Annotated in this window: 5 protein-coding genes; 1 reads left to right on the top strand and 4 read right to left on the bottom strand. The window is 73.2% G+C overall.

Annotated features, from left to right (window positions below):
* Positions 1-213: 213 nt before the first annotated feature.
* The 4 genes from BS72_RS28610 to BS72_RS28595 form a co-directional block, all read right to left on the bottom strand.
* Entirely contained in the window at positions 214-4488 is a 4275-nt protein-coding gene (locus BS72_RS28610) for a discoidin domain-containing protein (protein ID WP_051951787.1), read from the bottom strand.
* 381 nt (positions 4489-4869) lie between these two features.
* Complete coding sequence (locus BS72_RS28605) at positions 4870-6126, bottom strand: aromatic acid exporter family protein (protein WP_051951786.1); 1257 nt, start codon at positions 6124-6126, stop codon at positions 4870-4872.
* A gap of 531 nt (positions 6127-6657) precedes the next feature.
* Positions 6658-7266, bottom strand: coding sequence for a lamin tail domain-containing protein (locus tag BS72_RS28600; protein ID WP_037914689.1), 609 nt, complete (start codon positions 7264-7266; stop codon positions 6658-6660).
* Positions 7267-7708: 442 nt separating this feature from the next.
* Entirely contained in the window at positions 7709-8638 is a 930-nt protein-coding gene (locus BS72_RS28595; RefSeq protein WP_037914687.1) for an NADP-dependent oxidoreductase, read from the bottom strand.
* Between the two features lie 446 nt (positions 8639-9084).
* Between BS72_RS28595 and BS72_RS28590 the strand changes: the two genes are divergently transcribed.
* Complete coding sequence (locus tag BS72_RS28590) at positions 9085-12516, top strand: SpoIIE family protein phosphatase (RefSeq protein WP_037914685.1); 3432 nt, start codon at positions 9085-9087, stop codon at positions 12514-12516.
* The last annotated feature ends 102 nt before the right edge of the window (positions 12517-12618 follow it).

Raw genomic sequence — 12618 nt, 5'->3', positions numbered from 1 at the left:
CAAGACCCCGCGTTCATCGGGTGAACGCGCTCCGCACCGCCCGGCGCTGATCAGCGCAACCGGGACGGGCCCGCGTTCGAAGGGTGAACGCGGGCCCGAAAGTGTCGAGTTGGATCATCCGGCCAGAACGCCTCGCAGGTCGGGGCAGCCTTGCGGCGGTACGGCGCCCCGGCGTAAACGCTGCCGGGACGCCCACCGCCCTTCTGGCCGCCGCTAGTTCTGGACGTTGATGGTGAAGGTGGACGTGGTGTTCTCGATGTCCACCGAGTTGTCGCTCTCGTGCAGCCCGTTGATCGTCACCGAGCCGTCCGCCGGTCCCTGCCCGGACTCGGGCTGCGGGTTGGCCCACAGGCCGTAGCCGGACTTGGCGTCGTAGGTGTCACCGCTCTTGTGGGCGCCGGTGACGCTCAGGTCGGTGATGACGGTGTCGGTGATCGGGTTCAGCGGGGTGCTGCCGTTCCACTTGGTCTGGAACATCACGCCGGAGTACGTCGGGTCGCTGATGTCGACGTCGGATATCCGGATGCCCTGGAAGGCGAACTCGGCGGAGTACAGCCACAGCGCCGGGAAGACCTGGCCCCCCCAGAAGTGGCCGCCGTCGCGGGCCAGGGTGATGTTGGAGAACGTGGTCTGCGGCGAGGACTCGAAGCCGAGCGCCGGGATGCCGCCGAAGGCGAGCGACCCGACGGTGATGCCCGGGTAGGTGAGGCTGTCGGCGATGTAGAGGTTGCTGAAGGTGTTGCCGCCGCCGCCGTAGACCGCCAGGCCCGCCGCGCGCCACACGGTCTGCACGCTCAGGTTGGAGAAGGTGTTGCCGGTCTCCTGCTCGTTGTGGTTGTCGATGGCGGGGAAGAGCGCGAAGGAGTCGTCACCGGTGCTGCGGGCCTCGTCGTTGCTGACGGTGTTGCCGGTGCTGCCGTTGGTGAGGTTGACGCCGTCGGCGAAGGTGTCGCGGATGCGCAGGTTGGTGAACGAGGAGTTGTCCACGTTCGTGGCCCACACGCCGCAGATCATGTGCTCGATCCAGAGGTTGTCCACGGTCAGGTTGGCGACGCCGTTGAGGTCGAAGACCTTGCCGGGGCCGTCGATCCGGCTGGTGTAGTTGCCGAAGAAGGCGAACCCGGTGAAGGTCGACCCGTTGGCGGTGGACTGCACGGAGAAGCCGCCGTCGGTGTTCTCCTGGCCCTGCGGGGTGAAGAACCGGGTGAACCACGGTCCGGCGCCGACCACCTTGACGGCCCGGCCGTAGACGGTGAGCTTGCTGCTGGTCTGGTAGTCGCCGGCCGGCAGGTAGACGCCGAGCTTGGTGGTGTCCTGCCGCGCGGTGTCCAGGGCGTTCTGCACGTCCTGCTGGGTGAACCCGGCCGGGACCACGTACTTGGTCGGGTCCGGGTTCGCCACCGCGGTGGCCTGCTCCAGGTCGACGTAGTCGATGTTGTAGTAGGACGAGGTGTTGGCCGCGTCCTTCTCCAGCCGGATGGTGTGCCCGGCCGCCACGGTGGTGCCCAGCTGGACGTTCGCCTCGTCGTAGATGTGGCGCGGTCCGCCGGAGCCCGCGGAGTTGTTGGGGCTGGTCTCGTCGCCGTACAGCCACTCGTACTTCGAGGTCAGCGTGATGGGCTTGAGGTACGTGCCGTCGACGTAGATGTCGAGGGTGGTCGAGTCGGTGCCGTCGGGGATGTTGAAGCGGGTCACCAGGGTGTTGGTGGCCGCCCGGGTGGTCCACTGCACGTACTGCCCGGTGGCGTTGAGCTGGACCGCCTTGCGGCCGGACGCCTCGCCCGCCGGGTCGCCGATGGTGCGGTTGGGCCCGAGGACGGTGGCGCCGCCGCCGACGGTGCCGTCCTCCGCCTCGTAGGCGTCGTAGGGCATGTTGGCGCCGCGGCCGACGAACAGGGATTGGCTGGCGGTGTTGTTGGCCTGCTTGATGGACACCTCGTTGCCGTCCACGGCGACCACGGTCTTCACCGTGTACTTGCCGTTGGCGGCCGTCCAACTGCCGACGCTCACAGGGGAGGTGGTCGCCCCGGAGGCGATCGACCCGCTGTAGGAGCCGGTGAGGGTCTTGATCGTGCTGCCGGACGTCGCGTCGAGCAGCGTGACCGTGACGGCGTGGGCGCCGGACGCGGAGTCGACCGTGCCCTGGTTCTTCAGCGCCACGGTGAAGGTGGTGTTCTGCCCGGCCGAGGGGTTGCCCGGCGACCACGCGACCACGGGCACCAGGTCCGAGGTGCTCACCGGCTTGACCACGAGCGAGGACGTGAGGGAGTTGTTGGACTCGTTCTGCTCGACGACGGTGTTCGCCTCGTCGACCTTCGCCGTCACCTGGTAGGTGGCGGCGTTCTCGGCGCCGATCGCGAGGGAGACGGTGCTGCTGGCGCCGGCCGCGAGGGCGCCGACGTTGGCGCTGCCGGCCTTCACGGTGCCCAGGTAGAAGTTGACGGTGGTCGCGGTGGACGCGCTGGTGCCGATGTTCTGCACCGTGGCGGTGAGGGTGACCGGGTCGGTCTCCACCGGGGCCGCGGGCGAGGAGGTGAGGCTGCTGACGGTGAGGTCCGGGTTGGGCCCGGGCACGCCGATCACCTGCACCTCGGAGGCCTGGCCGCCGCCGGCGCCGGTGTTGTTGCTGAAGGTCAGCCGCACGTCGGCGACCCGCGCGGTCACCGGGATCGTCACCGAGTTGCCGGTCGCCGGGTCGAAGCCGTAGCTCTTGGCGGCGGAGAGGGTGGTGAACGACGTCGCGGACTGCTCACGGCCGTCGATCTGGATGGTCTGGGTGCGCGCCCCCCAGGCCGTGGACGGCGGGAGCTTGACCACCACGCTGCTGGTGTCGACGTTCGAGCCCAGCTGGACGGTGAGCGAGCTGGTGCCCGAGCCCTCCCAGTAGGTGCTGGTGTCGCCGTCGTCGGCGTTGGCCGCCACGTAGGTCTGCACCGTGGAGGTGGCCGTGATCGGCTTGCCCAGCGCCAGGTTGGTGCCGGTCGGCGGCGCGGTGCCGGTGCGGGTCACGGTGTTGCTGCTGGCCGACTCGTTGCCGGCGGCGTCCACGGCCCGCACGTAGTACGAGACGGTGGCGCTGTCGGGCTGGCTGTCGGTCCAGGTGAGGGTGGTGCCGTCGGTGGTGGCCGCCTTGGTCCCGTTGCGGAACACCTCGTAGCCGGTGACGGCGGTGTTGTCGCTGGCCGCGCTCCAGGTCAGCTTGATCTGCCCGGACGCCGGCAGCGAGTACGCCAGGCCGGCCGGCGCGGACGGCGGCTGCGTGTCGCCCGAGGAGCCGGTGCGGGTCACGGAGTTGCTCGCCGCGGACTGGTTTCCGGAGGCGTCGTGCGCCTTGACGGTGTAGGTCACCGTCGCCGTGTCGGGCTGGCTGTCGGTGTACGTCAGCACGGTGCCGGCCACCGAGGTGCGCAGCGTCCCGTTGGCGTAGATGTCGTAGCCCGTCACGCCGGTGTCGTCGGTGGCGGCGTTCCAGGTCAGCTTGATCTGCCCGGACGCCGGCTGGGTGTAGGCGAGGCCGGTCGGCGCGGTGGGCGCGGTGGTGTCGCCGGTCGTCGGCCCGTACACCTCGAACTCGCTGACCTGGCCGGCCTGCCAGCCGGTGTTGGCGGTGATGTTCAGCCGCACGTACCGGGTGGTGGTGGAGTTGAAGGTGATCGTCGCGGTGTTCCCGCTGGACGGGTCGAAGGTGTACGCGGCGGAGGCGACGAGGGTGGAGAACGTCTTGTTGTCGGCGCTGCCCTGCACCGAGAGCGTCTGCGTGCGCGCCGCCCACGCGGTGGACGGCGGCAGCTTCAGCACCACCTTGTCGATGGCCGTGGCGCTGCCGAGGTCGACCTGGAGCCACTGCGGGAAGGCGTTGTTGGTGCTCTCCCAGTACGTGTTCGCGTCGCCGTCGACGGCGTTCCCCGACGGGTAGACGTCGTTGTGGCCCGACTCGGAGGTGGTCTTGCCCTTGGCCAGGTTGACCGTCGAGTCGACCGCCGGCACCGCCGTCAACTCCGAGAGCTGGGCCGTCCCGCCGGCCGAGTTCGCCGTCACGTCGGCCCGTATGTAGCGGGCCTTCTGCGCCGGGAAGGAGATCGTGACCGTGTTCCCGCGCGCCGGGGTGAAGGTGTACTTCGCCGAGCTCACCATCGTGTCGAACAGCGCGCCGTCCTCGCTGCCCTGGACGGCGAGCGTCTCGCTGCGCGCGTTCCAGGAGGCGGGCACCTTCAGCCGCACCTGGTCGACCAGCTGGTCCTTGCCCAGGTCGATCTGCGCCCACTGCGGCAGCGCCTTGCCGGAGCTCTGCCAGTAGGAGTCCTGCTTGCCGTCGTTCAGATGCGCGGCGGTGTTCTTCCCGTCCGTACTGCTGGCCGAGGCGGCTCCCCCGGCAGGCGTGGCCGTTCGGCCGGCGGCGGCCGCGGGCAGCGCCTGTCCGCCCAGGAGCAGCAGGCCGGCCGCGGTCACCCCCGCCACCAGCCGCGTGATGGACCGCTTGGGTCTCATGGCGTCCCTTTGAGGTCGTGGCCCGGCCGACGGCCGGACCGGTGCGCAATCGGAATCGTGCGGATGGAGCCCGTGGAAGTTGCACTGATCCTCAGCAGATCCAGCAATGATCTGCGAGATATTTGCGGCGTGTTGGCAGAGTGTTACAGACGCGCTACGGCGGCGTCTATCCTCGCGACAGCACGGATTCCGGATGCGGGCACGGCCGCGCACCCGCCGCGGGCAACGGCGGGTGCGTGATGTGACGGACCGTCAGATATGATGCCGGGTACGGCGGTTACGGCGGTCCGGATGCGAGCGGCGGCGCGAGGGGCCCGCGGCGGGCGCCGGTGGCAGGCGGGCGGGCCTTCGCCGTGGCCGCGGTCTCCGGCGGCCCGCGGCTCAGTCGCCGTTTCCGGCGAAACGGCGGGCGGCCCGGACGGGCGCCGAGCCGCGCAGGGCCGAGCCGCTGATCCGGCGGCGCAGCATGGCCAGCCGGGGGTGGCGCTCGCTCATCTCCCTGGTCTGCCGGTCCAGCTCCTCCACCAGCCGCTCGGAGCGCTTCTCCACCGCCAGTTCGTCCAGGATGCGGTCCACCTCCGCCAGCAGCGCGCCGTGCAGCTGCCACTGCCGCGGGTGCGCCTGCACGCCGGACAGCAGCAGCTCGGCCGCGCGGTCGCGGACCTCCCCGGCCTCGGCCAGCGCCTCGAACAGCCGCGCCTCCGCGGCCTCGGCGTTCTCGGAGACCTGGGTGGTGATGAGCACCGCGAAGCTCTCGATGGCGCTGGCGACCTGCTCGAAGAGCAGCTTCACCTCGACGGCGACCGGTTCCCCGAAGAGCGCCTCCTCCACGCGGTGCTTGGCCAGGTCGGTCAGGGTGCGCGAGAGCACCCGCAGCACCACCGCGCAGATCTCCAGGGTGTCCAGACCGGTCCGCAGCACCACCCTGGACAGCAGCCCCTCGCGTACCCGCGGGTTGAACCGCAGGGAGTCCTCGGCCTGCCGCAACGACTCGTCGACGGCCGCGATGTCGTGGTCGACCCGGCGCGCCTCGTGCAGGCGGGCGGCGGCCCGCTCCACCGACAGGTGGCCGTCCACGCCGCTGCCGATGTCGCGGGCCAGCCCGCCCATCCGGCGGGCCAGCGCCTCGATCGAGCCGCCGGCGGTGTCCACCCACACCGGGGGCGCGAACAGCAGGTTGAACAGCAGCCCGACCCCGGCGCCGATGAGGGTCTCGTAGACGCGGTCCCAGGCGGTGGAGGAGACCCGGGTCACGCCGAGCACCAGCATCGCGCTGATCGCCACCTCGGCCTCGAACTCCCCGGCCCGCACCACCCGTCCGATCAGCAGGGCGGTGATGATGATCAGGCCCAGGCTCCACCAGCTCAGCCCCACCAGGGAGCTGAAGGCGACGGCGATGAGCACGCCGACCACGACCGCGTTCACGCGGCGGATGCTCAGCATGAACGTCGAGTAGAGGGTGACCTGCACGACGAGGAGGGCGGTGAGCGGGGCGGTCAGCGGCACCGGCTGGGGCAGCAGCCGCACGGCGACCACGTAGGCGATGACCGCCGCGGCGGTGGAGCGGCCGATCTGCACGGCGGCCGGCTCGGCCGTCCAGCGGACCAGCTTGACCATGGGTTCTGGTACGTCGGGCATCCCGTGCCCTTTCCCGCTCGCGGCCGTCTCACTGCTCCCGCGCCAGCCTAGAGTCGATCTTTCCCCGGACGCGTTCGGCACGCGGGGGGACAATCCGGACGGAGTCGGCCGCGACGCGGTCCGCTCTTCCGGCCGTGGAGGCCGGAAGTCCGGCGGGAGCCGCGGCGCGGCCGTGGCGGTGGGGCTCACTCATCGGGATAGGCCCGGCCGCCGAAGGGGACGCGGACGGCCGGGTACGGACAGCGCGGACAGGCGCGGGACCCTGCGGAGCGCGGCCGCGGCGCGGCGATCCGGCGGGCGGAGTGGCCGGGGCGTCGGAGGGCCGGGGTCGAGGGCGGGGGTCGAGGGCGGGGCGTCGGAGGGTTGGCGGGTTGGAGGTCCGAGGGACTGGAGGGGGCGGCGCGGCGGCGCGCGGACACGGGTGACGCCGCCGCACCGCCCCTGATCCGTGGGGGCCCGCATGGCTCGCGTGCCCCCACGGAAGGCGGTTCACCTCACCCGGCGGCCCGGGGGGTGCTCAGCGGGCGCCGGTCAGCGCCCGCCGCGGCCACCGTGGCCGCCACGGTTGTCGTGGCCGCTACGGCTGTCGTGGCCGCTACGGCTGTCGTGGCCGCCCTGGCCACCGTGGCCACCCTGGCCGCCCTGGCCGCCGCGGCTCGGCGGCGTCACGTGGTGGCCCCAGGAGCGCTCGGACACGACGCGGCCGCGGCTGTCGCGGAGGGTCGCGGTGTCGGCCTCGTTCCGCCACAGGTAGGTGCGGCTGTCCTGGTAGACGTCGCGCGCGGTGTCCCGCCCGAAGCCCGAGTGGACGCGCACCGACTGGTGGCCGGCCAGCCGCAGGTGGTGGAAGCGGTAGGTGTGGTGCTCGGCGTCGGACAGCGTCCACCCGCTCAGGTCGACCGCGCCACGGCCGTTGTTGACGACGGTCACCCACTCGTTGTCGAGCGACCGCGCGGAGCCGTTGTCCGCTCCGGGGCTGTCGGCCTGGACCGCGCCCAGGGCGACCTGGGAGTACTGCTGGACCGGACGCGGAGCGCGGTGGCCGCCGTGACCGGCGGCCGAGGCGGGCAGCGCGACGGCGGCCAGGATGGCGCCGCAGGCTGCGGCGGTCGCGGCCAGGCGCATGGCAGAACGGGACACGTACGTCCCCTTTCGTATACGAGGGCGCGACCGGGAGCCGCGCCCGACTGTGCGTCCCGGCGAGGTGCCGGAGGCATCACAGTGCTGCCTTCGGGCGGCGCGTATCCGGAGGAAACGATTCGTGTTACCGAATCCGGACATTCCAGCAACAGTCATCTGTAGCGGTCATCATTCGGATTCTTCGGCGTGTCGCGGACGTATCGGTAACCGTTCTCACGCATACGCCGCTTGTCCCTGCCGGGCCGCGACACCGGGCAACGCCTCGAACAAGGGCCGGCCCGCCCGTCGGAGGCCGGTCCCGGCTCCGGTAACAGCGCGGCGGGCGGAGAGGCGCCCGCGCCGGGCGTCGCGTCCGAAGCGCGGGAGGGCCGGGGCCACCGATGGCCGCACCCTCCCGCGCGCGTCGGAGAGACGGTGGCGCGGCGCGCCCGCCGCCGGCCGCTCAGGGGATCAGGACGATCTTGCCGTGCGTGTGCCGCCGCTCCAGCTCGGCGAAGGCGTCGGCGACCCGGTCCAGCGGATACGTGCCGGCGACGGGGATCTCGATCTCCCCGGCGGCCACCCGCCCGGCCATCTCCGCCAGCACCTCCTTGGTGGAGGCGCCGTCGCTGCCCTCCGCCTTCGCACCCAGCTCCCGCGCACGGGCGAAGGAGATGATCGTCTCGATGCGGTCGGGCGGCACGCCCAGGTCGACGGCCAGGTCGAGGTACTCGGGGCCGAAAAGGTCGATGAAGGCGTCGACGCCCTTCGGCGCCGCCTCGACCAGCCGCTCGCGCAGGCCCTCCCCGTACGGCACGGGCGTAGTGCCGAGGGCGGCGAGCCAGTCCGCGTTGCCGGCCGAGGCGATGGCCAGGACGTTGACACCGCGGGCCGCCAGCAGCTGCACGACGACGCTGCCGACGCCGCCGGCCGCCGCCGACACCGCGACGGTCTCCCCCGGCCGCGGGTCGACCGCCCGTACGGCCGCGTACGCGGTGCAGCCGATCACGTACAGGGCACCGGCCGCCGACCAGTCCATGCCCTCGGGCTTGGGCACGAGCTGGGCGACGGGGACGGCCACATGGGTGGCGTGGCTGCTGCGCCGCAAGGAGAAGCCCAGCACCTCGTCGCCCGGGGCGAACTCGCCGGCACCGGGGCCGACCGCGGTGACCACGCCCGCAAGGTCGCTGCCCTGGCCGGAGGGCAGCGGGCCGGGGAAGACGTCACGCAGGGCGCCCGACCGGATCGACGCCTCGCCGGGGTTGATGCCGGCCGCGCGGACGGCGACCACCACCTCGCCCTCGGCCGGCTCGGGCACCGGCACGTCGGCGACGTAGAGGACGCTCCGGTCGCCGTACTCGTCGAAGCGGACAGCGCGTGCGGTGGCGTTCATCTGCTGCTCCTCGGTATGCGGGGGGTGCGGGGTCCGCGATCCTCGCGGGTTCGCGTGTTCTCCACGGTCCGCGCGTTCTCCACGGTTCGCGCGTTCTCCACGGTTCGCGCGTTCTTCGGGGAGGCCGGTCGGGCTGGATGCGTCGGCGTCGGCGTCGGCGTCGGCGTCGGCGTCGGCGTCGGCGTCGGACGGAGGGTGCAACCCTCGGAGCCCCGAGCGGCAACACCAGGGCCGGACGGCCGGGACGGCGCTCCGCTCCGGCGCCGAAAGTTATCCACAGGAAGAAGGAGTCCAGGAGTGGCGGATGCCACGTTTGCGCAAGAATGGTTCGTGCGCCGATCTGTACATATCCGGACATGCGATCCGGTGACCGGGCGGGCACGAGTCGGGTGGCGGGCAGTGCGGCGCGGCCGCACGGCGCCGGAGCAGTGGAGGCAGGTGACACGATGGGCCGTCCCGAGCAGGTCGGCAGCCGTGCTGGTGACGGCCGACCGGCGGGCGCCACTCCGTCGGCCGCATCGGACGACGTCCGGCTGGCCCTTTTGCGCGGAGCCGGGCTCGGCGAGGCGGACCTGCTGGCGCTGGCGGCCGAGCAGGCCTCGGGCGCCCTGGGCGCGCTGGGCGGCATGGCGCACCTGACCGCTTCCGACGGCCGGGTGCTGAGGCTGGCCTCGGCGGCCGGGCTGCCGGAGGTGGTGGCCGGGCACTGGGCGCGGGTGGAGCTGGCGGATGCCCAGGCACCGGCCCTTGCGGCGCGCGAGCGGCGCACGGCGTGGGTCGCGGCCTCCGCCGAACTGGGCGGCGCCGGCCCGGCTGTGGGGGTGCTGTCGGCACCGGTGCTGGTGGAGGGTGAGCCGGTGGGCGTGCTGTCGGTGCTGGTCGGCGCCGAGCCGGCGGCCGATCGCCGGGAGTTCCTGGGAGCGGTGGCGGCCGCGGTCGGCGAGCGGCTGCCCCACGCCGGGCGGGGCGGCGGCCGGGACCCGTGGTGGCAGGTGCCTCCCGGGCTGCGCGGCCGGGTGATGAGGCAGATCAGCGTGGGCACCTGGAGCTGGGACCTCACCACCGGCCTGCTGGACGTGGACGAGGTCGCGGCCGAGCTGATGCGCGCCGCGGGAGTCCCGCCGGAGAGCTGGGACCGCCGGATGGAGACCTGGCTCCGGCACATCCACCCGGACGACCGGACGTGGGTCGGCGACGCGCTCGGCCGCGCCATGTCGTCGGAGCGCCCCTACGCCGTGGAGTACCGCGTGGTGGGTGAGGACGAGCAGATCAGCTGGCTGGAGCTGCGGGCCACGTTCGAGTTCGACGACGGCGGCCACCCCGTGCGCATGGTCGGCACGGCCTGGAACGTCACGGAGCGGCGGGGTCGCCTGGAGTGGCTGGCCGGGCTGCTGGAGCTGCACCCGGACCCGATCCACGTACTGGACGACGACAACCGCGTGGAGTGGGCGAACAAGGCCGCCCGCGAGATGGGCACCACCGAGGGCGTCCAGCTGGTGGACTGGTTCGCCGGACGCGGCGGCGGCCCGCACGGCGCGTCCGACACGGGCGGGGACCACCCGGCCGGCCGAACGGGCGGTGACCGGTCCCGGCAGGAACCGGGCCCGGCCGGCCAGGCGGGCCCGAAGGAGGCCGAGAACGCCCAGGACACCGAGGACGCGGCGGGGGGTGAGGCCGCGGCGGAGGCAGCGGAGGCGCCGGACCTCCTGCACCTCCTCACCCGGGCCCGCTCCACGCCGGGGACGGCCGCCACCGGCGAAGTCCCGCTCAGCGGCCCCGACGGACGGCCGACGGGCACCTTCTACCGGGTGCGGGCGGTGGAGGTGGGCGGGTTCGTCGCCACCCAGATGGCCGACGTCACCGAGCAGCGTGCCGCCGCGCGGGCGGCCGCCGAACGGGGGAGGCACGTCGCGGAGCTGAACGAGGCACTGGTCAGCGCCTTGAACACCTCCGACGTGGTGGCCGCGATCACCACCCATCTGCTGCCCCTGGTCGACGCCGACGGGCTGATCGTGGAGGACCTCTCCGGCCCGGAGCCGCGCCTGGTCGGTGAGACCGGCCGGCCGGCACCGTTCGTCACGCGGCTGCGCGCGCACAGCGGCACGGCCGGCCTGGAGTCGCTGGTGGTGGGTGGCAGCGCCGGGCTGGCGCCCACCCCGGAAGCCGCCGCCCAGCCGCCGGCCGGAACGGGCGCGGAGGCCCGCGGCGCTTCGCACACCGGAGCCCTGGCCGAGGCCGGCGACATCGTGGCGGCCGGCGCCGCGGCGCACGCGGCGGCGGCCCGGACGCCCGAGGGCCCGGACGACGGCGGGGCGTGGGCCGCGCTCCCGCTGGTCGTCGGGGACACGAAGGTCGGCTCGTGCGTGATCGGCTGGGCGGCCCCGCACCTCTTCACCGAGGACGAGACGTCGCTGCTGGGCACCGTCGCCGTGATCATCGCCCAGGCGCTGACCAACGCCCGGCAGTACGAGGAGGCGCGGCACCGGGCCGAGCGCCTCCAGGAGGAGCTGCTGCCGGGTGAGCTGCCCGAGACCACGGCCGTCCAGGCGGTCGCCCGCTACAGCGCCGCCGACGGCCGGGAGGTCGGCGGCGACTGGTACGACACGATCCCGCTGCCGGGCGGCCGGACCCTGGCGGTGGTCGGCGACGTGCTGGGCCATGGCCTGGAGGAGGCGATCTCCATGGGCATCCTCCGGCACGCGGCCCTCACCGTGGCCGCGCTCGACCTGCCCGTGGACGAAGTACTGGCGCACCTCAACGACGTCGCGGTACGGATGGGCGCCCGCACCGGCGATCCGGCGGTCTCGGCCACCTGCCTGCTGCTGCTGTACGACCCGACGAAGGGGACGTGCAGCATCGCCAGCGCCGGCCATCCCGCGCCGATCCTGCTGGCCCCCGGCGGCGAGGCGGTGCCGCTGGACATCCCGTCGGCCCCCCCGCTGGGCCTGGGGCAGGTTCCTGCCCAGGTCACGGAGGTACTGCTGGAGGACGACAGCGTGCTGCTCCTCTACACCGACGGCCTGCTGGGCGCCCAGGCGCCCGACGTGTCCCGGCTGACGACCACGGTGACCGGATACGCGGCGAGCAGCCCGCTCTCCGGGCAGCCGACCGACGCCGCGGCACGCCGCGCCTGGCTGGACGGGCTGTGCGACGCCGTTGTCGGCGGGCTGCCGCCCGAGCCGATGCGCCACGACGACGCCGCGCTGCTGACCCTCGCCACCAGCCGGGTGCCGGAGGAGGACATCGCCTCCTGGAGCCTGCCCTGGGCGCCCGAGTCCGCCGGGCAGGCCCGCGACCTGGTCTCCGAGCGCCTGACCACCTGGGGACTGGACGGGCTGGCGGACACGGTGAGCCTGATCATCAGCGAACTCATGGGCAACACGATCCGGCACGCGGTGGGCATCAAGCCGGCACCGCCGGTGCAGGAGGGCGATATCGGCGGGGACGTCGGCGACGACCTGGAGGGGTTCGAGTCGCTCATCGGCCACGGCGGGCTGAACGGCGCGGAGGAGACGGCGGAGCAGAGCGACGGAACGGTACGCCTGCGACTGCTGCGGCTGGGCTCGTCGGCGGTCTGCGAGGTGTACGACGGCTCGCAGGCGCTGCCCAGGGTCCGCCACCCGTTGCTGGACGACGAGTTCGGCCGCGGTCTGCAACTCGTCGCGATGCTCGCCGACCACTGGGGCACCCGCTTCACCGAGCGCGGCAAGTGCATCTGGGCCCGCCTCGACTCCGCCAAGGGGGACGAGGTCGAGGGGGCCGAGGGAGACGAGGAGGAGGGCGCCGCAGGCCGGGACGGCGCGGAGAACGGCCCGGATGACGGCGCGCGGGACGCGGCTCCGCCCTCGCCGGTCGGCGCCGCGCAGGGGGACGCCTGACGGGCCGCCCGCCTGCGCCGGAGCCTGTACATCCGCCCGGATCACGGTCGGCGCGGGCGTCCTGACCCGACACCCCGGGGGGCGGTCCCGGCAGGGCCCTCC

It is taken from the genome of Actinacidiphila yeochonensis CN732 (assembly GCF_000745345.1).
Taxonomy (GTDB): Bacteria; Actinomycetota; Actinomycetes; order Streptomycetales; family Streptomycetaceae; genus Actinacidiphila; species Actinacidiphila yeochonensis.
The sequence above is the reverse complement of the archived record's forward strand: the minus strand, read 5'-3'. Positions and strand labels throughout refer to the sequence as shown.

Bases quoted from the DNA above. Each gene is read 5' to 3' on its own strand.
- BS72_RS28590 (WP_037914685.1), top strand. From the start codon at position 9,085: ATGGGCCGTCCCGAGCAGGTCGGCAGCCGTGCTGGTGACGGCCGACCG.
- BS72_RS28610 (WP_051951787.1), bottom strand. From the start codon at position 4,488: ATGAGACCCAAGCGGTCCATCACGCGGCTGGTGGCGGGGGTGACCGCG.
- BS72_RS28605 (WP_051951786.1), bottom strand. From the start codon at position 6,126: ATGCCCGACGTACCAGAACCCATGGTCAAGCTGGTCCGCTGGACGGCC.
- BS72_RS28595 (WP_037914687.1), bottom strand. From the start codon at position 8,638: ATGAACGCCACCGCACGCGCTGTCCGCTTCGACGAGTACGGCGACCGG.